Origin of the sequence: Serratia sp. 2723, assembly GCF_050434425.1 — a bacterium.
In the GTDB taxonomy this organism is placed as follows: Bacteria; Pseudomonadota; Gammaproteobacteria; order Enterobacterales; family Enterobacteriaceae; genus Chania.
The window spans coordinates 404,676-429,383 of the sequence record NZ_JBNDIN010000001.1 but is presented as its reverse complement, the minus strand read 5'-3'; the positions used below and the strand labels follow the sequence as shown (position 1 = coordinate 429,383).

General features: G+C 54.4%; 24 protein-coding genes, 1 pseudogene and 1 other annotated feature. Of the genes and pseudogenes, 7 read left to right on the top strand and 18 right to left on the bottom strand.

The features are described 5' to 3' along the window. Positions 1 to 15: 15 nt before the first annotated feature. On the bottom strand, positions 16 to 954 hold the full coding sequence (gene ribF, locus ABIE29_RS02060) for a bifunctional riboflavin kinase/FAD synthetase (RefSeq protein ID WP_429616604.1): 939 nt from the start codon (positions 952 to 954) through the stop codon (positions 16 to 18). A 435-nt stretch (positions 955 to 1,389) separates the two neighbouring features. Between ribF and rpsT the strand changes: the two genes are divergently transcribed. Further along, a complete protein-coding gene (rpsT, locus tag ABIE29_RS02055) occupies positions 1,390 to 1,653 on the top strand; it encodes a 30S ribosomal protein S20 (RefSeq protein WP_024527210.1) in 264 nt (87 codons plus the stop codon). A gap of 66 nt (positions 1,654 to 1,719) precedes the next feature. Here rpsT and nhaR read toward each other — a convergent pair whose 3' ends face one another. From nhaR to ABIE29_RS02030, 5 genes are all read right to left on the bottom strand, one after another. Then, on the bottom strand, positions 1,720 to 2,616 hold the full coding sequence (nhaR, locus tag ABIE29_RS02050) for a transcriptional activator NhaR (protein WP_429616603.1): 897 nt from the start codon (positions 2,614 to 2,616) through the stop codon (positions 1,720 to 1,722). 184 nt (positions 2,617 to 2,800) lie between these two features. Then, on the bottom strand, positions 2,801 to 3,964 hold the full coding sequence (gene nhaA, locus ABIE29_RS02045; RefSeq protein WP_429616602.1) for a Na+/H+ antiporter NhaA: 1,164 nt from the start codon (positions 3,962 to 3,964) through the stop codon (positions 2,801 to 2,803). Positions 3,965 to 4,242: 278 nt separating this feature from the next. Further along, positions 4,243 to 5,373 (bottom strand): molecular chaperone DnaJ, encoded by a 1,131-nt coding sequence (dnaJ, locus tag ABIE29_RS02040; RefSeq protein ID WP_024527213.1) that lies wholly within the window; start codon positions 5,371 to 5,373, stop codon positions 4,243 to 4,245. A 105-nt stretch (positions 5,374 to 5,478) separates the two neighbouring features. Continuing rightward, positions 5,479 to 7,395: a molecular chaperone DnaK gene (gene dnaK, locus ABIE29_RS02035; protein ID WP_021179252.1), complete on the bottom strand. Its 1,917-nt coding sequence runs from the start codon at positions 7,393 to 7,395 to the stop codon at positions 5,479 to 5,481. 91 nt (positions 7,396 to 7,486) lie between these two features. After that, complete coding sequence (locus ABIE29_RS02030) at positions 7,487 to 7,657, bottom strand: hypothetical protein (protein WP_162304324.1); 171 nt, start codon at positions 7,655 to 7,657, stop codon at positions 7,487 to 7,489. Positions 7,658 to 7,718: 61 nt separating this feature from the next. Between ABIE29_RS02030 and satP the strand changes: the two genes are divergently transcribed. After that, positions 7,719 to 8,318, top strand: a complete 600-nt coding sequence (satP, locus tag ABIE29_RS02025) for an acetate uptake transporter (RefSeq protein ID WP_039995478.1) — start codon at positions 7,719 to 7,721, stop codon at positions 8,316 to 8,318. Between the two features lie 71 nt (positions 8,319 to 8,389). On the opposite strand, the gene ABIE29_RS02020 is transcribed toward satP, so the two are convergent. From ABIE29_RS02020 to tal, 3 genes are all read right to left on the bottom strand, one after another. Beyond that, positions 8,390 to 9,682 carry an MFS transporter gene (locus ABIE29_RS02020; protein ID WP_429616601.1) on the bottom strand — a complete coding sequence of 431 codons (1,293 nt, stop codon included), beginning with the start codon at positions 9,680 to 9,682 and terminating at the stop codon, positions 8,390 to 8,392. A 128-nt stretch (positions 9,683 to 9,810) separates the two neighbouring features. Continuing rightward, the gene (gene mog / locus ABIE29_RS02015) at positions 9,811 to 10,398 is read right to left on the bottom strand and encodes a molybdopterin adenylyltransferase (protein WP_429616600.1); all 588 of its coding nucleotides are present in this window, start codon (positions 10,396 to 10,398) and stop codon (positions 9,811 to 9,813) included. Between the two features lie 133 nt (positions 10,399 to 10,531). Then, positions 10,532 to 11,485, bottom strand: a complete 954-nt coding sequence (tal, locus tag ABIE29_RS02010) for a transaldolase (protein WP_024483582.1) — start codon at positions 11,483 to 11,485, stop codon at positions 10,532 to 10,534. Between the two features lie 378 nt (positions 11,486 to 11,863). On the opposite strand from tal, the gene ABIE29_RS02005 reads away from it, so the two are divergent. Continuing rightward, positions 11,864 to 13,297: an alanine/glycine:cation symporter family protein gene (locus ABIE29_RS02005; protein ID WP_429616599.1), complete on the top strand. Its 1,434-nt coding sequence runs from the start codon at positions 11,864 to 11,866 to the stop codon at positions 13,295 to 13,297. Positions 13,298 to 13,398: 101 nt separating this feature from the next. After that, positions 13,399 to 14,172 (top strand): peroxide stress protein YaaA, encoded by a 774-nt coding sequence (gene yaaA, locus ABIE29_RS02000; protein WP_429616598.1) that lies wholly within the window; start codon positions 13,399 to 13,401, stop codon positions 14,170 to 14,172. A 43-nt stretch (positions 14,173 to 14,215) separates the two neighbouring features. Here the strand turns inward: yaaA and thrC are convergent, their stop codons facing one another. From thrC to ABIE29_RS01970, 6 genes and pseudogenes are all read right to left on the bottom strand, one after another. Continuing rightward, complete coding sequence (gene thrC / locus ABIE29_RS01995; RefSeq protein WP_429616597.1) at positions 14,216 to 15,505, bottom strand: threonine synthase; 1,290 nt, start codon at positions 15,503 to 15,505, stop codon at positions 14,216 to 14,218. A gap of 3 nt (positions 15,506 to 15,508) precedes the next feature. Then, positions 15,509 to 16,438, bottom strand: coding sequence for a homoserine kinase (gene thrB, locus ABIE29_RS01990; protein WP_429616596.1), 930 nt, complete (start codon positions 16,436 to 16,438; stop codon positions 15,509 to 15,511). 1 nt (position 16,439) lies between these two features. Further along, positions 16,440 to 18,899: a bifunctional aspartate kinase/homoserine dehydrogenase I gene (gene thrA, locus ABIE29_RS01985; protein WP_429616595.1), complete on the bottom strand. Its 2,460-nt coding sequence runs from the start codon at positions 18,897 to 18,899 to the stop codon at positions 16,440 to 16,442. A 25-nt stretch (positions 18,900 to 18,924) separates the two neighbouring features. Beyond that, positions 18,925 to 19,043 (bottom strand) — a sequence feature (Thr leader region). Further along, positions 18,982 to 19,050, bottom strand: coding sequence for a thr operon leader peptide (gene thrL / locus ABIE29_RS01980; protein WP_071998276.1), 69 nt, complete (start codon positions 19,048 to 19,050; stop codon positions 18,982 to 18,984). (Overlaps the previous feature by 62 nt.) Positions 19,051 to 19,263: 213 nt before the next feature. Continuing rightward, on the bottom strand, positions 19,264 to 19,950 hold the full coding sequence (locus ABIE29_RS01975; RefSeq protein ID WP_429616594.1) for a tRNA/rRNA methyltransferase: 687 nt from the start codon (positions 19,948 to 19,950) through the stop codon (positions 19,264 to 19,266). A 389-nt stretch (positions 19,951 to 20,339) separates the two neighbouring features. Beyond that, a pseudogene (locus tag ABIE29_RS01970) lies at positions 20,340 to 20,477 on the bottom strand (hypothetical protein); the annotation flags it as partial. 108 nt (positions 20,478 to 20,585) lie between these two features. Here ABIE29_RS01970 and arcA point away from each other — a divergent pair. Next, a complete protein-coding gene (arcA, locus tag ABIE29_RS01965; protein ID WP_429616593.1) occupies positions 20,586 to 21,302 on the top strand; it encodes a two-component system response regulator ArcA in 717 nt (238 codons plus the stop codon). Positions 21,303 to 21,354: 52 nt separating this feature from the next. On the opposite strand, the gene creA is transcribed toward arcA, so the two are convergent. After that, a complete protein-coding gene (gene creA, locus ABIE29_RS01960; RefSeq protein ID WP_429616592.1) occupies positions 21,355 to 21,834 on the bottom strand; it encodes a protein CreA in 480 nt (159 codons plus the stop codon). 344 nt (positions 21,835 to 22,178) lie between these two features. Here creA and robA point away from each other — a divergent pair, with 344 nt between their 5' ends. Next, on the top strand, positions 22,179 to 23,048 hold the full coding sequence (robA, locus tag ABIE29_RS01955) for an MDR efflux pump AcrAB transcriptional activator RobA (protein WP_429616591.1): 870 nt from the start codon (positions 22,179 to 22,181) through the stop codon (positions 23,046 to 23,048). Here robA and gpmB read toward each other — a convergent pair. Next, positions 23,045 to 23,692, bottom strand: a complete 648-nt coding sequence (gene gpmB, locus ABIE29_RS01950) for a 2,3-diphosphoglycerate-dependent phosphoglycerate mutase GpmB (RefSeq protein WP_429616590.1) — start codon at positions 23,690 to 23,692, stop codon at positions 23,045 to 23,047. The two genes, robA and gpmB, sit on opposite strands and share 4 nt — an antisense overlap. A gap of 127 nt (positions 23,693 to 23,819) precedes the next feature. Here gpmB and yjjX point away from each other — a divergent pair, with 127 nt between their 5' ends. Beyond that, a complete protein-coding gene (gene yjjX, locus ABIE29_RS01945) occupies positions 23,820 to 24,365 on the top strand; it encodes an inosine/xanthosine triphosphatase (protein ID WP_429616589.1) in 546 nt (181 codons plus the stop codon). An 18-nt stretch (positions 24,366 to 24,383) separates the two neighbouring features. Here yjjX and trpR read toward each other — a convergent pair whose 3' ends face one another. Next, entirely contained in the window at positions 24,384 to 24,704 is a 321-nt protein-coding gene (trpR, locus tag ABIE29_RS01940; protein WP_429616588.1) for a trp operon repressor, read from the bottom strand. Positions 24,705 to 24,708: the final 4 nt, after the last annotated feature.

The window sequence follows — 24,708 nt, the reverse complement described above, 5'->3', positions numbered from 1 at the left end:
GTTTCGGTTCGTAGATTAAGCCGGTGTCTGTAGCCCGAAGAACGTCCGGGCCGTCACCACATCATTGGCGATTTGCTGCTTTAGCGCATCGAGCGAAGCAAAACGCTGTTCATTGCGCAATTTTGCGCGCAGCACCACATCCAGGTGGCGCCCGTAAAGATCCAGGGTTACGTCCAACAGATGCACTTCCAACTGCTGACGTACACCTGCCACCGTAGGGCGGGTGCCAATATTGGCCACGCCCGGCAAAGGCTCTGGGCCCAGGCCATAAACATCGACGGCATAAACCCCTTTCACCGGGGCAACCAGGCGTTTGAGCGGCAGGTTGGCGGTTGGGAAACCAATGGTTCGCCCCAGTTCATCGCCATGCACTACGCGCCCGGAAATACTGTAAGGATGCCCCAGCAGGGTTTCTGCCAGCGGCAAATCATCATCACGCAGCGCATTGCGGATGGCGGTGCTGCTGATACGCAGGTCGCCTTCACGGAAGCTTGGCGTGCTGACCACCTCAAAGCCGAATTCTTGCCCGGCAAGCTCTAACAGCGGGAAGTCCCCCTGGCGACCAGCACCAAAGCGAAAATCATCCCCCACCATCAGGAATTTTACCCCCAGCTTTTCGACCAGCAGCTCGGCAACGAATGCCTGAGCGGTATGAGCGGCAAAACGGGGATCAAACTTGACGCACAACAGGTAATCAACCCCGGCCTGCGCCAGGTATTTGGCTTTGTCACGCAAACGCGTGAGGCGGGCCGGAGCCTTATCCGCGGCAAACAGTTCCAGCGGCTGTGGCTCAAAGATCATGACGATTACCGGCAACCCCAGGCGTCGCCCTTCCTGCTTCAACTGCCCCAGCAGCGCCTTATGACCACGATGGACGCCGTCAAAGTTGCCGATGGTGAGCACACAGCCACGGTGGCGTGCCCGAATATTATGGATGCCGCGAATTAGCTGCATAGCTGGCCCAACACAGTGGAAATCGGCGGATTATACCTTGTACAGCGGTCAAGGTTAACCCGCGATTGGTTCCTTTGATGTAATAGTCATACCATACCGGAGGATAATCGCCTTAACCACCGTTTATCTGGCCCAATGCGTGCTATATTAGCCCGCTGATAGCGAGCGTGGCTTCTGGCCGACGCTTGAAAGACGGGGGATAACCCACCAGGACCAACAGCTTGCAGACTGTGATGCAAATCACATGGCGATTTTTCTCGTGAAACACTGTATTCCCATGGCTGAAGCTGGTAAAATCCTGCGCCATCACAACGTAGCAAGTGCCGCCCGTACAAACGGCGCTTATTTGCACAAATCCATTGACAAACGAAGGCTAAAAGGGCATATTCCTCGGCCTTTGAATTGTCCTCAATATATATATTTGGGAGTTGGACCTTGGCTAATATCAAATCAGCTAAGAAACGCGCCATACAGTCTGAGAAACGTCGCAAGCATAACGCTAGCCGTCGCTCAATGGTGCGTACCTTCATTAAGAAGGTTGACGCAGCTATCGCAGCTGGCGACAAAGACGCAGCACAAAAAGCATTCCTCGTAATGCAACCACTTGTGGATCGCCAGGCTGCTAAAGGCCTGATCCACAAAAACAAAGCAGCGCGTCATAAGTCAAACCTGACGGCGCGTATCAACGCAATGCAATAAGCATTACGTTGTGTGCTTGTTAAAAAAACCGGCCTCGGCCGGTTTTTTTACGCCTGACGTTCAAGCCTACAGCGCGAACAGCGCCGAGAAGTCCTTGTTGCATACCCGCTGTACCGCCGGGTGCTGGATCATTCGCTCGGCAAAAATGACGTAATACTCTTCCTGCACGCTGTCGACACGCCCAATCTCCACCACGTCATCATCGCTATAGGTATCCAGCGCATACAGCGTTGGCGCCACAAAGATCGCGTTGTGGTACAGGCCAAAAGCCTTCATCAGCGCCGCATCGTCAAACTCCCCCAGTATCTCAACCTTGATACCTTGCGTGTTGAACCAGTTGAGCAGTTTGCGCCCCAGCATCGAACGCCTTCCCGGGATCAGCAAGCGGCGCTGTTCCAGACAGGCAGGAAACGGCAAATCGGGTATCGGCTGACGACAGAAGAAGCTGACCCCACACTCGCCCAGCTTGAGCGAAAACAGACCTTCCTGCTGGCTGGAGTCGACCGGACAGTCCGACAGGATCATATCCAGCTTATGCTGGCTGAGTTGCTCCAACAGCATCTCATGGGTTGATTCAAAGCAGCGCAGGTGGATTTGTTCATTGTCCACCACCGCGGTTTCCAATACCTGGCTGACCAGACGTTTGGACAGCGCATCCGCGACGCCAACGTCAAACAGCAGGTTGGACTCCTTACGATAGTTGACGATATCCAGCATTTCCTGGCTGAGCATAAACATCTTGTCGGCATAGCGGAACACCAGTTGGCCTAACTCGGAGGGGACCAGTCCACGCCCCTGGCGTTTGAACAGCTTACCGTTGAGCCGCTCTTCCAGTGCCTTGATTTGGCCGGTGATGGTCTGCGGCGTGAGGAACAAAGCTTCTGCCGCACCGACAACCGAACCCTCCTTACAGACCTGCCAGAAGTAATACAGATGGTTAAAGTTGATATGAGACATTCTCAAAACGTTCTCTCCTTAGGTTTCTCATCGGCAAAACGGTCTACCGTAATGAGCGACAAACTCCCTATCGTTAATTTCGGACAACGCAAAGTTATCTTTAATCCCAAGTGCAGCGCGGCTGACGAAGCCACGCTACTGCTACTACTGTAATAGCCCCCTCAGCAACAAGGGGTAAACACAAAGGTCATCAGCTGCGGGGCAAAGTGAAACGCAGCAGGCCGTAGCCCACTACCGCAGCGCTGGTCGATCCCAATAGTATGCCTAATTTGGCATAGGTACTGAGAGCCACATCCGCATCGGCGAAGGCCAATGAGGCAATAAAAATCGACATGGTGAAACCAATACCACAGAGCACGGCCACGGCAAACACCTGTTTAAAACCGATATCCTGCGGCAAACGGGCAATCCCCAGCTTCACCGCCAGCCAGCAGAAGACGAAAATCCCCAGTGGTTTGCCGATAAACAACCCGGCGGCAATCCCCAGTGGCAGCAGTGACGTCAACCCGCTCAGGGATACCCCTTGCAACGACACACCTGCGTTGGCAAAAGCAAACAACGGCAGGATCAGGAAGGCGACCCACGGGTGCAGCTCATGCTCCAAGGTTTCAGAGGGCGAAGGCTCACTCTTGGCGTTCAGCGGGATCATAAAGCCGACAATCACCCCCGCCAGCGTGGCATGTACACCTGACTTGAGGATCGCCACCCACAGCACCAATCCGACCATCATATACAGCGAGGTCTTGCCCACGCCTCGCCAGTTCATCACGGCCAACACCACGATCGCCGCAGCCGCAACGCCCAGCGCCACCATCGAGACCTGATGGGTGTAGAACAACGCGATAATGATGATGACCCCAAGGTCATCAATAATCGCCAAGGCCAGCAGGAACACTTTCAGGCTGGTCGGCACCCGGTTGCCCAATAAGGCCATCACGCCCAAGGCAAAGGCAATATCCGTTGCCGCCGGGATCGCCCACCCCTGGCGAGTCACTTCATCGGCACCGTTGAACAGCAGATAGATCAGCGCCGGAGCCAGCATACCGCCCAGGGCTGCAATCGCCGGGAAGATAGCCTTGTCGCGTCCGGCTAACGAGCCTTGCAGCAGCTCACGTTTGACTTCAAGCCCGACCACCAGGAAGAAGATGGCCATTAAACCGTCGTTAATCCACAGCAGCAGCGGTTTGGCAATTTCCAACGAGGCGATGCTGACCGCCACCGGTAAGTTAATGAAAGCCTGATACAGCCCCTGTACGGGAGTATTGGCCATGATCAAAGCCACCACGGCGGCGGCGATCAGAATAATGCCGCCAGCGGCTTCTTGGCGCAGAAACTGACGAATAATAGTAGTCACAGTACGTCGCTCCAGAATGCCCGTCGTCTTTCAAGCTGCAACTCGAAATCCATAGGGCATAGATAAAGAGGCAAAGCGCCCCGGTTTCCAGACAATGCAACGAGTATAGATGAGGAATCACCTCGAAAAAATCAGTTTATAAATGCAAAATAACTCGATAAAACCGATCTGTTTGAGTTGTATGTCACAATTTTTATAGGGACATTCAGACAGCAAAGATAAAAAAACCCCGGTTTGCTTAAACCGGGGTTTGAGGATTGATGCGCGGGGAACGTTGATTAACGAGTCAGGTCGTCAAAAAACTTTTTCACGCCGTCGAAGAAGCTTTTCGAACGCGGGCTGTTTTTATCCCCAGAAGGGCCACCCAGGCTCTCTTCCAACTCTTTGAGCAGCTGCTTCTGCTTCTCGTTCAGACTCACCGGTGTTTCTACCACCACGCGGCACAGCAGATCACCCTGGCTGCCACCCCGTACCGATTTCACCCCTTTGCCACGCATACGGAACAGTTTACCGGTCTGAGTTTCCGCCGGGACTTTCAGCTTGACGCGGCCATCCAGCGTTGGCACTTCAATCTCGCCACCCAAGGCCGCCATAGCAAAGTTGATCGGCACTTCGCAGTACAGGTTATTGCCTTCACGTTCAAAGATCGGGTGAGCACTCACCTGAACCTGAACGTACAGATCGCCTGCCGGCGCGCCGTGTTCACCAGCTTCACCTTCACCCGCCAGGCGGATGCGGTCGCCAGTATCTACGCCCGCCGGGATTTTCACCGACAGGGTTTTGGATTTCTCTACGCGACCATGGCCGTGACATTTGTTGCACGGATCCTTGATGATCTGGCCACGCCCGTGGCAGTGCGGACAAGCCTGCTGCACGGTGAAGAACCCTTGACGCATCTGCACCTGGCCCTGACCATGACAGGTCGGGCAGGTTGCCGGCGAACTGCCCGGCTTGGCACCGTTACCATGGCAGACATCACACTCTTCCAGCGTTGGAATACGGATCTCTTTGGTCACACCACGCACGGCTTCTTCGAGCGTCAGATCCATGTTGTAACGCAAATCGGATCCACGGCTGGCACGCTGACGGCGTCCGCCGCCAAAGATATCGCCAAACACGTCGCCAAAGATGTCACTGAAGTCGGCACCGCCGCCACCAAAGCCACCACCACCGCCCATCCCACCTTGCTCAAAGGCGGCATGGCCGTATTGATCGTAGGCAGCACGTTTTTGATCGTCGGTCAGGATCTCGTACGCTTCCTTGACTTCTTTAAACTGGCTTTCGGCGTCTTTTTCCTGATTACGATCAGGGTGGTACTTCATCGCCAGGCGCTTATACGCCTTTTTGATTTCGCGCTCGTCTGCCGTCTTGGCAACGCCGAGCACCTCGTAATAATCTCTCTTCGCCATTATTTCTCTTACCCTTAACATGCGTGCACGGGCGTAGAGTTGCCTCGACGCCCGTGCTGGTTTCCGGTTACGGCCTGTGGCCGCACCGTGCCCGCTTAAGGGCGATTATTTTTTGTCTTTCACTTCTTCAAACTCGGCGTCAACCACGTCGTCGTCTTTCTGCGCCGCGTTGTCTGCACCTGCATCAGCACCCTGTGCCTGCTGCGCTTGAGCCTGGGCCATTTCCATCAGCTTGCCGGAAACCTGCACCAGCGCCTGAGTCTTGGCTTCGATCTCGGCTTTATCTTCGCCTTTGACCGCCGCTTCCAGATCTTTCAGCGCGCTCTCGATAGCGGTTTTGTCTTCAGCTGGCAATTGCTCGCCCGCTTCTTCCAACTGCTTACGGGTACCGTGGATCAGGTGATCCGCCTGGTTACGAGTTTGCACCAGTTCTTCGAACTTACGGTCAGCTTCAGCGTTCACTTCGGCATCGCGTACCATTTTCTGGATTTCTTCTTCATTCAGACCAGAAGACGCCTTGATGGTGATCTTCTGCTCACGGCCGGTGTTCTTGTCTTTCGCAGACACGTGCAGAATACCGTCGGCATCGATATCGAAGGTTACTTCGATCTGTGCCATACCGCGTGGTGCCGGCTGGATGCCGTCCAGGTTGAACTGGCCCAGTGACTTGTTGTCATTGGCACGTTTACGCTCACCCTGCAGCACATGGATGGTCACCGCAGCCTGGTTGTCTTCGGCAGTAGAGAACACCTGGCTGTGCTTGGTCGGGATAGTGGTGTTTTTGGTGATCAGCGGCGTCATTACGCTGCCCATGGTTTCGATACCCAGTGACAGAGGGGTAACGTCCAGCAGCAATACGTCTTTCACATCACCGGCCAACACACCGCCCTGAACCGCAGCACCAACGGCAACCGCTTCGTCCGGGTTAACGTCTTTACGTGGTTCTTTACCGAAGAAGTCAGCAACTTTCTTCTGAACCATAGGCATACGGGTCTGGCCACCGACCAGGATCACGTCCTGAATGTCAGAAACCGACAGGCCAGCATCTTTCAGTGCCACTTTCAGCGGCTCGATAGAACGAGCAACCAGATCTTCTACCAGCGACTCGAGTTTTGCACGGGTCACTTTGATGTTCATGTGTTTTGGACCGCTGCCATCTGCAGTGATGTACGGCAGGTTGACGTCGGTCTGCTGAGCAGAGGACAGCTCGATCTTGGCTTTTTCAGCGGCTTCTTTCAGACGCTGCATCGCCAACGGATCGTTGCGCAGATCCATGCCCTGCTCTTTCTTGAACTCTTCCACCAGATAGTTGATCAGGCGGCTGTCGAAGTCTTCACCACCCAGGTGGGTATCACCGTTGGTTGCCAGAACTTCGAAGGTTTTTTCACCGTCAACGTCGTCGATCTCAATGATTGAGATATCGAATGTACCACCACCCAGGTCATAAACCGCGATGGTACGGTTGCCCACTTCTTTGTCCAGGCCATAAGCCAGGGCCGCAGCAGTCGGTTCGTTGATGATACGTTTCACTTCCAGACCTGCGATACGGCCAGCATCTTTGGTCGCCTGACGCTGAGCATCGTTGAAGTAGGCAGGAACGGTGATAACCGCTTCAGTTACCGGCTCACCCAGGTAATCTTCCGCCGTTTTCTTCATTTTCTTCAGGACTTCCGCAGAGATCTGCGGTGGTGCCATTCTCTGGCCCTTCACTTCCAGCCAGGCGTCACCGTTATCGGCAGCGACGATGCTGTAAGGCATGATAGCCTTGTCACGCTGTGCTTCTTCATCCTGGAAGCGACGGCCAATCAGGCGCTTGATCGCAAACAGGGTGTTTTGTGGGTTGGTAACAGCCTGACGCTTAGCAGGCTGGCCAACCAGAATTTCACCATCCTGGGTATATGCGATGATTGAAGGAGTGGTGCGATCGCCTTCGGCATTCTCCAGCACGCGCGCCTTGCCACCATCCATAATTGCTACACAAGAGTTGGTTGTACCCAGGTCGATACCAATAATTTTGCCCATCTAAACATCTCCACTAATAAATTCATAATCGGTCAGGTTGCTAACTATATGCGGGCGTTTTTTTGCTTTTCAACTACCCGGCATCTCAGTGTTACCCGCGGTCAGCAACTGCGGTTGCCAATAAGATGGGGCCATCCACACCAGCATCAAGGGGCAGGGCAAAAAAAATTTCGTTTTTATCCGCAGCAAGATCATTGTTTCCTGACGTGGGGATCATTATGATGCCGCGCGCTCTGATGGAAGTTATGGTTTTTTCGGCCATTCAGACCAATTATTAAATTACCTATCCATTTTCGTTACAATTCTGTTATCGCAGAGGACATATGCACTCCAACAAGTTGGCAAATCCCGGCCCCCTGGGTCTGATGGGCTTCGGGATGACTACCGTCTTGCTGAACCTGCACAACGCGGGCTTTTTCCCACTGACTTCCGTCATCATCAGTATGGGGATTTTCTTCGGTGGCATGGCTCAGATTTTTGCCGGTATTCTTGAGTTCAAGAAAGGCAACACCTTCGGCTTGACCGCCTTCACCTCTTACGGCTGCTTCTGGCTGAGCCTGGTAGGCATCCTGCTGCTGCCACGCATGGGCCTGGCAGAACCGACCGACGCTAACGTCCTCGGTATTTATCTGGCACTGTGGGGCGTCTTCACCCTGTTCATGTTCTTCGGCACGCTGCGCACCAACCGCGGGTTACAATTCGTGTTTGCCAGCCTGACCGTACTGTTCGCCCTGCTGGCCGTCGGCAACATCACCGGTAACCACGCGATCCTGACCTTCGCCGGTTACGAAGGCATTATCTGTGGTGCCAGCGCGATCTATCTGGCAATGGCTGAGGTGATCAACGAACAGTTGGGCCGCACCGTGCTGCCAATCGGCCCGGTGGAAGCTCAGCAGGCAACACCAGCTGCTGTTACTGCATAAATCCGTACTAACGTGATATAAAAAAACCCTGCGCTGTTTAATCGCAGGGTTTTTTATTGGGCGAAAATCGCTTAGCTCAAGAGCGGTTTTTCACTGTTCAGGTCGCGACGCAGGTAGATCCCCAGCAGCAGGCCGAGCGTCGATAACGCCAGCATATAATAAGCGGGCGCTAACGGGGTTAACTTCATGATCAGCGTGACAAACACCGGGGTTAAACCACCAAAAATCGCATATGCCACGTTGTAGGAGAATGAAATCCCGCTAAATCGCACTTCCGCCGGGAAAGCCCGCACCAGCACGTAAGGCACCGCACCGACGATCCCCACGCTGAAGCCAACCAGCGCGTAGGTGGCGAACAGCATTTCTGGATGTGTTGCCACCGACTGATAAAACAGCCAACTGCACCCCGCCAACAGCAAACTGCCGACGATAAAGGTTTTGCTGGCGCCAAAGCGATCCGCCGCCGAACCAGAGACAATACAGCCAGCAAACAGCATGATGATCGCGATACTATTGGCCTGCAGTGACAGCGCCGGGGCTATGCCAAACTGTTTTTGCAGGTAGGTTGGCGTCATCAGGATCACCACCACAATGCCTGCCGACAACAGCCAGGTCAGCAACATCGAGACCGCAATCTCTTTGCGGTGATTCATCACCACCGATTTCAGTGGCAGCTCTTCTGCCAACGCCTTACGCGCCTGCATCTCGATAAAGATTGGGGTTTCCTGCAACCAGCGGCGCAGATACATGGCAAACAGGCCAAAGATGCCGCCCAGGAAAAACGGGATACGCCAACCACCGTCATGAATAGCCTGTTGGCTGAGCGTGGTATTGATGATGGTGGCCACCAGCGAGCCGAGCAGGATACCGGCCGTCAGGCCAGCCGTGAGCGTACCGCAGGCAAAACCAATGCGTTTGCGCGGCACATGCTCCGCTACAAACACCCAGGCACCAGGGACTTCACCACCGATAGCCGCGCCTTGCAGTACCCGCATCAACAGCAGCAGCAACGGTGCGGCAATGCCGATCTGAGCATAGGTTGGCAGCATCCCCATCGCCAGCGTCGGTAATGCCATCAGCAGGATGCTCAGGCTGAACATCTTTTTACGCCCCACCAGATCGCCGAAGTGCGCCATGATAATGCCGCCCAGTGGCCGAGCCAGATAGCCCGCCGCAAAGATACCAAAGGTCTGCACCTGGCGTAGCCATTCGGGCATATCCGCCGGGAAAAACAGATCCCCCATTACCGCGGCAAAGAAAACAAAAATGATAAAGTCATAAAACTCCAACGCACCGCCCAGGGCAGCCAACGTCAGAGTCTTATAATCTTGCCGATTGAGCCGACGATTATTATCGTGATGCATAAGATACCGTTAGAGGAAACAGGAAAGACCAAGCAAGCACAATGGCTGACTGTAAAAAGTTCCTTACTATAACGGCAAAATACTTTCACACCAGATACGCTGAAGGTTATCCCGCAGATTGCTGAAATTTAGAGATTTATCTCGCGGCGTGCATTCTTGGGACGGAATGCTGCTACCACAGCCTCATGGGTCTCCACATAGGGGCCTTCGAGCAGTTGGATGCAATAAGGCACGCTGGCAAAAATACCGTGCACCACCACCTTGCCTGCCTCGTCCTTCACCCCTTCCAGCGTCTCTTTAATCGATTTGGGTTGCCCCGGCAGGTTGATGATCAACGCCTGTTTACGGATCGCCCCAACCTGACGTGAAAGAATTGCCGTTGGCACATAGTGTAGGCTGATTTGGCGCATTTGCTCGCCAAAACCCGGCATCACCCGATCGGCAATCGCCAGCGTAGCGTCGGGAGTGACGTCACGCCGGGACGGCCCGGTGCCGCCGGTAGTCAACACCAGATGGCAGCCCATCTCATCAACTAGCTCACACAACGTATGCTCAATCAGGGTCTGCTCGTCCGGGATCAGCCGGGTTTCCAGGGTGAACGGCGTTGCCACAGCGCAGCTCAGCCACTCTTCCAGCGCCGGGATCCCTTTATCCTGATAAACGCCCCCTGAAGCGCGGTCCGAAATAGAAACCAAACCAATGCGTAATGTATCCATGTTTTACCTCTGTCTGATGCCCCGGCTACCCAAGGGAGATTAATGACGGGAGTATAGGGGGTTTGCCCGATGAGGTGGATATTCAGGTATAAAAAAAGGTGGCCGAGGCCACCTTCTGCACGACTTTTCGTAATTACAGCAAGTCGGCGATCATTTTTTCCAGCTTGCCCTGGTCTACGGCAAACTTGCGGATACCGTCGGTCAGCTTCTCAACCGCCATTGGATCCTGGTTATGCTGCCAGTAGAACTCAGGCTCGGTCAGCGGTGCCGGACGCGCTTTCACTTCGCCGGTGTAAGACAGTTTACGCTCCAGTGCGCCTTCGCTCTCTGCCAGCTCTTTCAGCAGTGCAGGGGCGATGGTCAGACGATCGCAGCCCGCCAGTTCGATGATTTCTCCCACGTTACGGAAGCTGGCACCCATCACCACGGTTTCATAGCCGTGCTGCTTGTAGTACTGATAAATTTCGGACACCGAAACCACGCCCGGATCTTCGTGCGGGGCAAACTCTTTCTTGTCGCCATTGGCTTTGTACCAGTCAAGAATACGGCCAACGAACGGCGAGATCAGGTACACGCCAGCTTCGGCACAGGCACGTGCCTGCGCGAAGGAGAACAGCAGCGTCAGGTTACAGTTGATGCCTTCTTTTTCCAGACGCTCGGCAGCACGGATGCCCTGCCAGGTGGAGGCCAGTTTGATCAGGATGCGATCGTTGCTGATGCCCGCTTCGTTATACAGTTTGATCAGGCGCTTGGCTTTGGCAACGCTGGCTTCGGTATCATAAGACAGACGTGCATCCACTTCGGTGGAAATGCGGCCCGGCACCAGTTTCAGGATCTCCAGACCAATGTTGACGGCCAGCTTGTCTGCGGCATCGGCAACCTGCTGATCGCGATCGCTGCTCTGCTCGCGCGCCCAGGCAATGGCTTCATCGATCAGTTTGCGGTATTCAGGAATTTGCGCTGCATTGAGGATCAGCGAAGGGTTGGTGGTGGCATCTTGCGGTTGATATAGCTTCATTGCAGCGATATCACCCGTATCCGCAACTACCGTAGTCAGCTGGCGTAGGGACGTTAATTTATCGGTCATGTTGGCATTATCTCATCGTTTGTGCATGAACTTTTGGCATCGTTCAACCATGCCTTGTCCTGATAATAACATGCGCGTAGCCCGGCGCAAGGCAGGAAACTCACGCGCTGGCGGCGGTTGTTTTATCCTTGTGCGAGCAACCGGTTACGCACCGATAATTCGTAATTACCGAAGCAACGCCACGGCATTAACGCGCTCTCACACCTGGAAATTATGTTAAATTCCCGCCAGCTGTTTTATTCACCACAAAAATCCAAAAAAGCTGCAATTCCCGTCAAGTGGGATGATTTTAACCAAGTTCTTGTCGAGAACTGACTCAAGTTTTCCGAACCAAGGTCGAAGAACCTGAGGAGTAGTAATCTTAACAAGGAGAAACATGTGACGGATCTGATTAACTTTATCAATAACATCCTGTGGGGTTCAGTACTGATCTATTTGCTGCTGGGTGCCGGCATCTACTTCACCTTGCGCACCCGCTTTATTCAAATCCGCCACTTCAACCATATGTTTTCCGTGCTGAAGAACAGCACCAAAAGCGACGGTGCGGGCATTTCATCCTTCCAGGCGTTATGCACTTCGCTCGCCGCTCGTGTCGGCACCAACAACCTTACCGGCGTGGCGATAGCGCTTACGGCTGGCGGCCCCGGAGCCATCTTCTGGATGTGGGTGATCGCGTTTATCGGCATGGCGACCTCTTTCATTGAGAGTACCCTGGCGCAGCTCTATAAAACCAAAGACGATAACGGCAACTACCGTGGCGGCCCAGCCTACTATATGGAAAAAGGGTTGGATATGCGCTGGATGGGCGTGATGTTCTCCATTTTCCTGCTGATCGCTTTCGGCTTGGTGTTCAATGCGGTACAGGCCAACTCCATCGCCCTGGCCAGTTCCGTTGCCTTTAACATCGAACCCATGTACGTCGGCATAGCATTGGTGGTGTTGAGCGCCATGGTGATCTTTGGCGGTATCCGTACCATCGCCCGCGTCGCAGAAAAAATCGTGCCGTTTATGGCCTTGGCCTACCTGCTGCTGGCACTGTGGATCATCGGCCTGAATATTGAGCATATGCCATCCATCCTGGCGCTGATCTTCAAAAGCGCTTTTGGCCTGCAGGAAGTCGCTGCCGGTACCCTGGGTTACGGGATCTCCCAGGCCATGACGCAGGGTATACAACGCGGGCTGTTTTCTAACGAAGGCGGAATGGGGTCGGCCCCCAACGTGGCAGCTTCCGCGACCCCTTATCCGCCACACCCTGCCTCGCAGGGCTATGTGCAGATGCTTGGCGCATTTGTCGATACCATCGTCATTTGCAGCGCAACGGCGGCGATTATTTTGGCCTCTGGTGCACTGGATAGTCCCCCTTCCAACATCAGCGGTATCGATCTGACCCAGCGGGCCATGGCCAGCGCCGTCGGTTCCTGGGGCGCGCCCTTTGTCGCAATTGCCGTTTTCCTGTTTGCCTTTACCTCTATCATTGCCAATTATGCCTATGCCGAGAACAACCTGTTCTTCCTCAAGCACCACCATCCGACCAAGCTGACGATTTTCCGCTGCTTTGCCTTGGGTATGGTGATGTTTGGCTCGATGGCAGAATTATCCACGGTGTGGAAAATGGCGGACATCTCGATGGCGCTGATGGCGATCACCAATCTGACCGCTATCTTGTTACTGTCCGACGTGGCCTTCAAATTGGCCAGGGATTACAACCACCAGCGTTCACTCGGCAAGCTTCCCACTTTTGACATCAACCACTACCCGGAGCTGGGGTCCCAACTCGAACCGGGGATCTGGCAGTCGAGCAAACAGCGTTAATCCTCCATGGCGTGCGTAAAGTGCGCCCTATCACAGCCATACCTCCTGGTCTTGCGCGCTTTTTGCTACAGTAGCCACATGTTGATAAACAGGATGTGACCATGCTCGTTATTATTTCACCTGCCAAAACCCTGGATTATGCAAGCCCGTTAGCCACCAAACGCTTCACCCAGCCTGAATTATTGGATCAGTCGCAAAAGCTGATCAAAATCTGCCGTAAGCTGACCCCGGCACAAATTTCCGGCCTGATGAGCATCAGCGATAAGCTCGCGGGCCTGAATGCCGCACGCTTTGGCGAATGGCAGCCTGACTTCACCCCGGACAATGCTCGTCAGGCGCTGCTGGCGTTTAAAGGCGACGTTTATACCGGCTTACAGGCGCAAGACTTCAGCGAAGAGGATTTCGACTTCGCACAACAGCATCTGCGAATGCTCTCTGGCCTGTACGGGGTGCTGCGCCCGCTGGATCTGATGATGCCTTACCGGCTGGAGATGGGGATCAAGCTGGAGAACCCGCAGGGTAAAGACTTGTACAGTTTCTGGGGCGATCGGATCACCGAAAAACTGAATCAGGCCCTGGAGCAGCAAGGCGATGATGTGGTGGTCAACCTGGCTTCGGATGAATACTTCAAATCGGTAAAACCGGCCAAGCTGCGCGGTTCGCTGATCAAGCCGGTATTCCTGGACGAGAAAAACGGCAAGTACAAAGTCATCAGCTTCTACGCCAAAAAAGCACGCGGGCTGATGAGCCGCTTTATCATCAAGAATCGCTTGAGTCGCAGTGAACAACTGGTTGATTTCAACCTGGAAGGGTATGCCTTCGATGAGGCGGCTTCGGCGGGTAATGAGCTGGTGTTTAAACGCCCGGAACAGTGAGAAATCCGTTCCCTCTCCCGACAAGGAGAGGGAACGGCTTTTATCAGGCTGGCAAAGTCATCATGAATTGACGCAGTGCGGCAAAATCCGCCGCCATGTTATGCGACAGCAGCGGCAACTGTGCACGCACCGCCAAGGCCTGTGGCAATGGCAATTCCTGCCCGAGGATCTCTTCAACGCTTTCCTTGAACTTGGCCGGATGCGCCGTGCCCAGGAACAGACCAAACTCCCCTGCCTGCAGTTGATCGCGCAGAACGCGGTAGGCTATCGCCGCATGAGGCTCTGAAAGGTAACCCAAGGCAGCCAACTCTTTCATGGTTTCCTTGGTGGTTTCATCACTCACCGCGCCATGAGCCAACTCCTTCAACTGCCAGATTTTACGGCGGAACAGCTCTTCCACACGCGGCCAGTTGTTAGGCTGGCTGACGTCCATCGCGTTGGATAACGTCGCCACGGTGGCGTTTGGCTGCCATTGGCCGGTAGTCAGGAAGCGTGGCACGGTGTCGTTAGCGTTGGTGGCGGCGATAAAGCGTTTTACCGGCAGCCCCAGGGATTTCGCCAGCAGCCCGGCGGTCAAGTCGCCAAAGTTGCCGCTTGGCACGGAAATCACCAACTGATTGCGGGCTTCCTGCGGCAATTGCGCCACTGCTTCAAAGTAGTAGCAGATTTGCGCCAGCAGGCGGCTGATATTGATCGAGTTGGCCGAGTTCAGATGTACGGCCTCTTTCAGTTCCTGATCGTCAAACGCCTGCTTCACCAACGCCTGGCAGGCGTCAAAGTCACCATCGATAGCGATGGTGTGGATGTTGCCACCCAGCGTGCAGAACAGCTTTTCCTGCAGCGAACTGATCTTGCCCTGTGGATAGAGGATCACCACACGCACGTTTTTCAGGCCATAGAAGGCGTGAGCAACGGCAGCGCCGGTATCACCGGAGGTCGCAGTCAAGATGGTCACCGGCTGATCGCCCGCGACTTCCGCCAGCATCTGCGCCATAAAGCGACCGCCGAAGTCTTTAAACGCCAGCGTCGGGCCATGGAACAGCTCCAGGCAGGCGACATCGCTCTCCACCTGCGCCACCGGGGCCGGGAACTCAAACGCGGCCTTCACCCGCTGGTACAGCGCCTCTTCGCCGATCTCGTCGCCAATAAAAGCGGACAGGATCTTGCTGCTGCGAGTGACAAAGTCCATCTCCAGCAGCTTATCAATCTCGGTCAGTTCGAATTCAGGCAATTCCAGCGGGAAAAACAGCCCTTGCTGCTTACCCAGGCCCTGTTTGATAGCCTGCCCGAAGCTGACCTGTTCGTTATGATCTTTCAGATTGTACAGTTTCATGCGTTATCCCAATAGTCGAGCGCCAGCGGTATCCAGGCGGCAAATATGAACAAAACCTTCGTCGTTTTGCAGGTAATGGCTGGTCAGCCAATCGGCCATGCGTTGCGCCGTTGCTCCGTCATCACAGACCGCAAACAGCGTCGGGCCGGAACCGGAAATGCCACAGGCCAAGGCACCGATATCCTGTGAGGCTTTACGCGCTTCAGCAAAGCCTGGCAACAGGCGGGTGCGATAAGGCTCGGCAATCACATCCTGCATCAGCTTGGCCGCCAGACGCGGTTGCTGGGTGTGACAGGCGTGAATAAAGCCCGCCAGATAGCGGCCATGGCTGATACAGTCCTGGCGGCGATATTGCGCGGGCAGAATGGCGCGCGCCTCGGCGGTGGATACCTTGATGCCCGGATAGGCCATCACCCACAGCCAGTCTTTAAAGCCAGGCACTTCCTGGCTGATGATCCCTTCTTCTTCCAGCATCAGTTGCAAGCCGCCCAGATAGCACGGCGCAACGTTATCGTAATGCACGCTGCCGGAAATACGCCCTTCCAGTTCGCCCATCAGGGCCAGCAGTTGCGTCTCATTGAGTGGGCGATCGCAAAATTCGTTCATCGCCATCAGACCAGCGACCACCGAGCAAGCGCTGGAACCCAGCCCGGAACCGATCGGCATGTTCTTCTCCAGCCGCATCGCTACCGGCACCTCACGGCCAATCGCCTGGCAGAAACGCTCCCAGCACTGATAAACAATGTTCTCTTTAGGATTGCTCGGCAGCTTGCTGACAAAACGCCCGCCATTCTCCAGTCTGAAGCGGCTGGCCGCTTCAACGCTTACGCAATCCCCCAGCAGCGTGCCGTCGATAGGGGAAACCGCGGCTCCCAGCACATCGAACCCGACGCTGACGTTACCAATTGAGGCCGGTGCATACACCTTAACCATATTAGACTCCCAACTTCCATGACAGTGTGCGCAACAGATCGGCGAATACCCCGGCCGCCGTCACATCATTACCGGCACCATAGCCGCGCAGCACCAGCGGCAATGGCTGATAGTAGCGGCTGTAGAAGGCCAGGGCGTTCTCACCGTTCTTCACTTTATACAACGGATCGTTGCCGTCTACCGCATCAATACGTACCAGACAGCGGCCTTCTTCGATCGCCCCCACATAGCGCAACACCTTACCTTCCGCAGCAGCAGCGGCCACACGGCGGTTAAATTCGGCATCCAACTCCGGCAGGCGGGCAATAAAGTTCTCCACATCACCGCTGGCATCAAACGACGGCGGTAGCACCGATTCGACTTCAATATCGCTCAGTTCAAGCGTATGGCCCGCTTCACGCGCCAGGATCAACAGCTTGCGAGCGACATCCATCCCCGAGAGATCGTCACGCGGATCTGGCTCGGTGTAACCGAGGGCCTTGGCCTGCAGGGTGGCCTCCGACAGCGACATCCCTTCATCCAGCTTGCCGAAGATAAAGGACAGTGACCCCGACAGGATACCGGTGAAGCGTACCAGCTCATCGCCCGCATTGAGCAGGTTCTGCAGGTTTTCGATCACCGGCAGGCCCGCACCCACGTTGGTGTCATACAGGAATTTGCGGCGAGAACCGGCTGCTGCGGTGCGCAGCTGCTGGTAATATTTCATCGACGAGGTGTTGGCCTTCTTGTTTGGCGTTACCACGTGGAAACCATCGGCCAGGAAATCGGCATACTGATCGGCCACCGCCTGGCTGGAGGTACAGTCGACAATCACCGGATTGAGCAGGTGGCACTCTTTCACCAGGCGGATCAGGCGGCCCAGATTGAAAGGCTCTTTGGCTTCGGCCAGCTCGTCCCGCCAGCTTTCCAGCGAGATGCCGTGCACGTTGGTCAACATCGCCCTTGAGTTGGCAATGCCACAGATGCGCAGATCGATGTGCTTTTGCTTCAGCCAAGGCTGCTGACGATAAACCTGCTCGATCAGCGCCCCGCCTACGCCGCCGACGCCAATCACAAACACTTCGATCACCTGATCGGTGTTGAACAGCATCTGATGGCTGACGCGCACGCCAGTAGTGGCGGAATCATTATCGACCACCACGGAGATTGAACGCTCGGAAGAGCCTTGAGCGATCGCCACGATATTGATGTTGGCGCGCGCCAGAGCAGAGAAGAAACGCGCAGAGATGCCACGCAAGGTACGCATACCGTCGCCGACAACCGAGATGATTGCCAGGCGTTCCATCACATCCAGCGGCTCCAGCACACCGTCTTTCAGCTCCAGGTAGAATTCGTCTTCCAGGGCACGACGAGCGCGTTGCAGCTCACTCTGCGGCACACAGAAGCTGATGCTGTATTCGGAAGAGGACTGAGTGATCAACACCACCGAGATCCCGGCGCGTGACATCACGGCAAACACCCGTGCCGCCATGCCGACCATGCCTTTCATACCTGGGCCGGACACGTTGATCATCGCCATATTGTTCAGATTGGTGATGCCCTTTACCGGCGTATCATCGGCCACGCTTTCGCCACCGATCAGGGTGCCGGGAGCTTGTGGGTTGGCGGTGTTTTTAATCAGGCAAGGGATTTGGAACTGGGCAATCGGGGTGATGGTACGCGGGTGGAGAACTTTGGCGCCGAAGTAAGAGAGCTCCATCGCCTCGCGGTAGGACATCGACTTCAATAATCGGGCATCCGGCACGGTACGCGGATCGCAGGTATAAACCCCGTCCACATCGGTCCAGATCTCGCAACAGTCGGCACGCAGGCAAGCGGCCAGCACGGCGGCGGAATAATCGGAGCCGTTGCGCCCCAGCACGACCAACTCGCCTTTGTCGTTACCCGCAGTAAAGCCCGCCATCAGGACGATATGGTCGGCAGGAATGGCCGCAGCAGCGATACGCAGGGTGGACTCGGCAATATCAACAGTCGATTCCAGATAGTGGCCCTGAGCCAGCAGCTTCTCTACCGGGTTAATCACCGTCACCGGGTAACCTTTGGCTTTGAAGACGCCTTCCATGATGGCAATAGAGAGCTTTTCACCCCGGCAGATGATGGCCGCATTGACGCTATCCGGGCACTGCCCCAACAACGCCACGCCATGCAGTACCTGCTTGAGCTGCGCGAACTCCTGCTCGACCAGTGCCTTCAGACGGTCGTACTCAAAGCCTGGCTGCGCCTTGGCCAAACCGTTGAGCAGCTCGGCAAAGATGCGCTCGGCGTCGCTCATGGTTGGCAGAATATCCTGGCCGGCTACCGTTTTTTCAATCATCGCCACCAGGTGATTGGTGATCTTGGCCGGTGCGGACAATACCGTGGCTACCTGTCCCTGGCGTGCATTGTTTTCCACGATATCGGCAACGCGCAGAAAACGTTCCGCATTCGCTACCGAGGTTCCACCAAATTTAAGCACTCGCATTTCTGTTATCTCCTGAATTTATGCCGAAAAAAAAGCCCGCACTGGTTAGGTGCGGGCTTTTTTCTTCTGTTTCCTGTGCGCGTCAGCCCGCCCCGTTACCTGTGGTATCGGTGGTGGTAATAATTGTCGTATTCAGGCTGATGTTTCGCATTTTGTCTGTCTGTCTCATTAGAATCTCTGTCCCCTCTATTGGTTAAAGCAATCGTCTGGCCAAGTCAAATTATTTCTTTGTTTTGCCTATTTACTGGCCACAGCGGGATCTGCGCAATGAGATCGATAAAAAAACAAAATTACAGAACAAAAAATCAAAGAATAGCCGATTAAATAGTGAATAACACCAATCAAGCGGCAAAAAACGCCCACATCACTTCGTCAGTTTTTTTTCAATATCATGCAACAAAGTGTGCAGCATGACGGTATCGCGCTGCGGCAAAACCCCTAGCCGCTGGTGTAACCAATCGCGCAATTTTTGGTCATCCGCCACGTCCAGAGCCTGTAACAGGCGATCTGCCCGTTGGCGCAGCGCCTTGAGCTGCCCGGCATCGGCCAGGGGTTCCTGCGGCGCGCTGACAGTCATTAACTGCGCCAGCTGATAACAATACACCATCACCGCCTGGCCAAGGTTCAGCGAAGGATAATCGGCCACCATCGGGACGCCGGTCAGCAAATCGGCCAACTCCAGCTCTTCATTGGTCAGGCCCGAGTCTTCACGGCCAAACACCAGTGCGGCCTGATGCACCCATTGCTGGCGTTCCACCAACTGCTCCGTCAGTTGTTGAGGGGTGCAGTAGTAATGGAAGCGTGCACGGCTGCGAGCGGTGGTAGCCACGGTAAAGTCCACGTCTGCCAATGCCTGCTCCAGGGTAGAAAACGTCTGCACCGTATCCAGAATATCGCCAGCGCCGTGGGCGACCCAACGGGCAGCGGGCTGCAGATGGGCCTCGCTGTCGACGATACGCAACGAGGTGAACCCCATGGTTTTCATCGCCCGCGCCGCTGCGCCAACATTTTCCGCCCGAGCGGGCGCGACTAACACGATATGAAGCTGCATCAAGACTCCAGAAAAATAATGAGAATAGTTCTTTGACTGTTGAGATTTGTCTGATTATATTTACAAACGATTAACATCGTAAATGGTCGCTTGCTATAATATTATTAAATAGGCATTTCAACCCATAAAGCAAACGAAGCAATCATAATCACAGGTTAAGTTTTAATTTTCATTAAAAACAAAGCACTATATTTCAAACCCAAACAGTTAGCCATCAATTGTAACGCATCGGCCCCAACAAAGCTGAATCGTTCACAGAATTTGACGATCTGTGACTTAAGCTGGCAGTTCTGTAAGTGTTTTTCACAAAACTGTTAACGTGCTACAATTGAATTTGATATATGTCAACAAAGCGTAGTTTTGTTAGGTGATGAATTCGGCACACACTGTTATATTGCTGTTAATAGGGTTAGGATATGCGCCGTTTTGGCATCATTCGGGGTGGTAAAAAATAGCCCCCCCACCCAGCTAGCGATCTTGTTGACATTGATGGAAAGCGCATCAAGAACGAGTTTACGTACTGTAGTCGTTTGGTAATTGAGGGAACGTGAGCGGTATCTCTGCCCTCCATGGAAGAACACCGAGACTGCTGTACTTCCTATTTTCTATTTTGTTGGCAATTTTAGGTAGCAAATATGCAGACCCCGCACATTCTGATTGTCGAAGACGAGTTAGTCACTCGTAACACCCTGAAGAGCATTTTCGAGGCGGAAGGCTACATTGTTCATGAAGCCAATGACGGTGCAGAAATGCACAACATCCTGTCCGAAAATGATATCAACCTGGTCATCATGGATATCAACCTGCCAGGCAAGAACGGCCTGCTGCTGGCGCGTGAACTACGCGAACAAGCCAGCGTCGCGCTGATGTTCCTGACCGGTCGTGATAACGAAGTCGATAAAATCCTCGGCCTGGAAATCGGCGCCGATGACTATATCACCAAACCGTTCAACCCACGCGAACTGACCATCCGTGCGCGCAACCTGTTGTCACGCACCATGAATCTGGGCAGCGTCGGCGAAGAGCGCAAGCTGGTTGAGAGCTACAGGTTCAACGGTTGGGAGCTGGACATCAACAGCCGCTCTCTGATCGGCCCTGCTGGCGAGCAGTACAAACTGCCACGCAGCGAATTTCGCGCCATGCTGCACTTCTGTGAAAACCCGGGCAAGATCCAGTCCCGTGGTGAGCTGCTGAAGAAAATGACCGGCCGTGAGCTGAAGCCGCATGACCGTACCGTAGACGTGACCATCCGCCGTATTCGTAAACACTTCGAATCCACGCCGGACACGCCGGAAATCATTGCCACCATTCATGGTGAAGGTTACCGCTTCTGCGGCGATCTGGAAGAATAAGCCCGTCTTACGTCACAGGTTAAAGGGTTCAGCATGCTGAACCCTTTTTGTATTATTTGGCCGCATCCCAGGGGATGATTGGCACCGCGCTCAGGGCATTTTTCGGTGAACCATCTACTACCCGATCGGAATAGCTCAGGTAGATCAGCGCATTGCGATTGGCATCATAAAAACGCACTACCTGCAACTTTTTGAACACCAAAGAGGTGCGCTTCTGGAACACGACGGTTCCCTCCGCCTTACCCTTTTTAATCTTGTCGCTCAGTTCGATCGGTCCAACCTGCTGGCAAGATATGGCGGCATCCGAGGTATCCTCTGCCAGCCCTAATCCCCCCTTTATCCCACCGGTTTTCGCCCGGCTGATATAACAAGTTACATTTTTCACATCGGGATCATCGAACGCTTCCACCACGATTTTATGATCTGGACCAAACAGTTTGAATACCGTATCGACCGATCCTACCTGTTCCGCCTGCGCGCTATTAACCGTTGCGCAAACCAGGCAAAACAAAAATATCCATCCTTTTTTCATTCACTTAACTCCAATAGAACAGCGTGTTAAATCACAGGACTGCTAATAAGAACGCCGATATTTCAGGTCATAGAAGCAGGCTTTTCCCGGCCCAGGCCGCTCTTTTTAGCACAGAGATCAAAAAAAATCTTTGCAAGTCGTGGAGGAAAAAAGTTGCTATTATGCGGCATCGTCATCGCTTAATGCCTGTTAGCATCTGTTTTCTCCCGCCTTCCCGCAATACATATCGCAAAAGTGCCATATGTAATGCAACTGATTGATGAATTAAGTCAGTGGGCATCAGGTATCAGCATGACAAATCAAACAGTTCAGGTTCCAAACCTGAAGCTCTACGAGGAAGATCTATGGATCAAGCCGGTATCATTCGCGATCTGCTCAGCTGGCTGGAAAGCCATTTGGACCAACCTTTGTCACTGGATAACGTGGCAGCAAAAGCGGGTTACTCTAAATGGCATCTACAACGGATGTTTAAGGATATCACTGGGAACGCCATCGGGGCTTATATTCGGGCAAGAAGATTGTCCAAAGCCGCCGTTGCATTGCGCCTCACCAGCCGCCCAATTCTAGATATTGCTTTGCAGTATCGTTTCGACTCACAACAAACCTTCACTCGCGCATTCAAAAAACAGTTTGCGCAAACCCCGGCGCTGTATCGCCGTTCAGAAGACTGGAACGCCTTCGGCATGTGCCCGCCAATACGTCTGGGCGCCTTTACGCTGCCACATCCAGAGTTTGTCACGCTACCAGAGCTGGATCTGATCGGCCTGACGCAGAGCTACTCCTGTACGTTAGAGCAAATTTCCAACTTCCGCTCCGAGCTGCGTACCCAATTCTGGCAACAGTACCTGGGGCAGGTAGAAACCCTGCCACCGGTGCTGTACGGCCTGCACCACTCGCGGCCAAGCCAGGAAAAAGACGACGAGCAGGAAGTGTTGTATACCACAGCACTGGAGGCGCAACACGTTCCGAGCAAGGTGCAGGAAGGCCAACCGATCACGCTACAGGGGGGGGAATATGCCATGTTCAGCTATCTGGGGCCAGCATCCGGCCTGCAGGACTTTATCCTGATACTGTACGGCACCTGTCTGCCAGCATTGGAACTGACCCGCCGCAAAGGGCATGATATTGAGCGCTTCTATCCGCAAGGTGACCGGCGTCCGCCTCAGCCACCCAGCGAGATCCGTTGCGACTATCTGATCCCGATCCGCCGTTAGCGCTGTAGCTCATCCAACGCGGGCATATCCAGATGTGAGATATCGCCCGCGCTTTCCACAATCCAGCCCGGAGCCAACCAGGGGCTTTGTTGATAGTCGACGCGTGACAACGAGCAGTTGCGCAAACGCAGACGGCGCTCGGCATAGGCCGGTAACCCTAACACCGTCCCGATCAGGCACCCCAGCGCGATGCCATGGCTGACAATCAACGGCTTGCTGCCTGGCGGTAGTTTCAGGCACTCTGTCAGCGCTGCATGCATCCGCGTGGCCAACTCCGTCATAGATTCACCTTGAGGGATACGGCCGTCGGCAGTACCATCGACCATCTGTTTACGCCACAGCTCTTCCTGCGGTGTCAGGCTGTCGATAAAACGTTCTTCCAGAACACCCATATGCAGTTCGCGCAGCCGGGCATCAACCATAACGTCGCAACCACAAGCGTCCGCAATGATTTGCGCGGTTTGACGGGTGCGGCCCAGATCGCTGGAAATCACGTGCGTCACGCCCTCGAGGCTAACGCGTTTGCCAACCTGATGAGCCTGGTGAACGCCTGTGGCGGTGAGTGGGCTGTCTGACTGGCCCTGAATGCGGCGTGCTGCGTTCCATTCCGTTTCGCCGTGGCGAACGAGGTATACCTGTAACATTATGCTTTTCCGTTATACTGCGTGAAACTTGAGTTTATCTGTGGCTCGTGCCTTGCACTACGCATAACTTGCCGCCATCAAAAATCATGGCAAGACACAATCCCACTTTAAGGAAGCTAAAGCCGTTATGTATCATGTTATCGCTGCAACTACCAACCCGGCAAAGATCAGGGCTATTCAACTGGCTTTTGAAGATACCTTTGGCGCAGACCAATGTCGCATAGAATCGGTTGACGTCGCCAGCGGCGTTTCACTGCAACCCATTGGCAATACCGAAACCCGTACCGGCGCACGCCAGCGCGTGATGGAAGCGCGGCAGGTGCGGCCAGAAGCCGACTTTTGGGTCGGAGTAGAAGCCGGGATCGAAGAAAATATGACGTTCGCCTGGATGACGGTAGAAAACCCGACGACCCGTGGCGAATCGCGTTCTGCCAGCCTGATGCTGCCGGAATCAATTTTACAGGGTATTCGCGCTGGTCGCGAGTTGGGGAGTGAAATGGCTTTGATCACCGGCAATAGCGAAGTCAAACGTCAAGGGGGAGCGATCGGTATCTTTACCGACGGTCGGCTGAGCCGCACCAGCGTTTACCATCAGGCGCTGCTGCTGGCACTGGTGCCGTTCCACAATCCGATTTACCGCAGCCACAACAGCAATAATACGCCGCAGCAATAAGCCACCGGGGTGATTACCTCACCCCAGTAGTTGCTGTTCCAGCCACTGTTTCAGCGCTGGCGTCGCCATCTTCAGGCTGTTTGAACCTCTGGTGATGGTTGCGATGCCTGCTCCAAGCTCATTCTTCAGCTCGCGCTGGCTCATTTCGCCACGCATCAGTTCCTGAATAATCCGCACCCGTGTCCCCAGCGCAGTTCGCTCATCCGGCGTCAGCAGCAGTTGCATCAACGGTTGGTGCAGATCCTTTCCGAACGAACTCTGCAGCAGTGCGACAAAGCGCAGCCAATCTTCATTGCCTTGTTCTGAAAGAGCGGGATCGTTTAGCGATAATTGCGTCATACCA

Coding starts and splice junctions, on each gene's coding strand:
- ABIE29_RS01975 (WP_429616594.1), bottom strand. CDS start 19,950: ATGCAGCTTCATATCGTGTTAGTCGCGCCCGCTCGGGCGGAAAATGTT.
- ribF (WP_429616604.1), bottom strand. CDS start 954: ATGCAGCTAATTCGCGGCATCCATAATATTCGGGCACGCCACCGTGGC.
- ABIE29_RS02030 (WP_162304324.1), bottom strand. CDS start 7,657: ATGGCCGAAAAAACCATAACTTCCATCAGAGCGCGCGGCATCATAATG.
- thrA (WP_429616595.1), bottom strand. CDS start 18,899: ATGCGAGTGCTTAAATTTGGTGGAACCTCGGTAGCGAATGCGGAACGT.
- robA (WP_429616591.1), top strand. CDS start 22,179: ATGGATCAAGCCGGTATCATTCGCGATCTGCTCAGCTGGCTGGAAAGC.
- arcA (WP_429616593.1), top strand. CDS start 20,586: ATGCAGACCCCGCACATTCTGATTGTCGAAGACGAGTTAGTCACTCGT.
- ABIE29_RS02020 (WP_429616601.1), bottom strand. CDS start 9,682: ATGCATCACGATAATAATCGTCGGCTCAATCGGCAAGATTATAAGACT.
- yaaA (WP_429616598.1), top strand. CDS start 13,399: ATGCTCGTTATTATTTCACCTGCCAAAACCCTGGATTATGCAAGCCCG.
- trpR (WP_429616588.1), bottom strand. CDS start 24,704: ATGACGCAATTATCGCTAAACGATCCCGCTCTTTCAGAACAAGGCAAT.
- dnaK (WP_021179252.1), bottom strand. CDS start 7,395: ATGGGCAAAATTATTGGTATCGACCTGGGTACAACCAACTCTTGTGTA.
- satP (WP_039995478.1), top strand. CDS start 7,719: ATGCACTCCAACAAGTTGGCAAATCCCGGCCCCCTGGGTCTGATGGGC.
- creA (WP_429616592.1), bottom strand. CDS start 21,834: ATGAAAAAAGGATGGATATTTTTGTTTTGCCTGGTTTGCGCAACGGTT.
- yjjX (WP_429616589.1), top strand. CDS start 23,820: ATGTATCATGTTATCGCTGCAACTACCAACCCGGCAAAGATCAGGGCT.
- thrB (WP_429616596.1), bottom strand. CDS start 16,438: ATGGTTAAGGTGTATGCACCGGCCTCAATTGGTAACGTCAGCGTCGGG.
- dnaJ (WP_024527213.1), bottom strand. CDS start 5,373: ATGGCGAAGAGAGATTATTACGAGGTGCTCGGCGTTGCCAAGACGGCA.
- gpmB (WP_429616590.1), bottom strand. CDS start 23,692: ATGTTACAGGTATACCTCGTTCGCCACGGCGAAACGGAATGGAACGCA.
- tal (WP_024483582.1), bottom strand. CDS start 11,485: ATGACCGATAAATTAACGTCCCTACGCCAGCTGACTACGGTAGTTGCG.
- mog (WP_429616600.1), bottom strand. CDS start 10,398: ATGGATACATTACGCATTGGTTTGGTTTCTATTTCGGACCGCGCTTCA.
- thrC (WP_429616597.1), bottom strand. CDS start 15,505: ATGAAACTGTACAATCTGAAAGATCATAACGAACAGGTCAGCTTCGGG.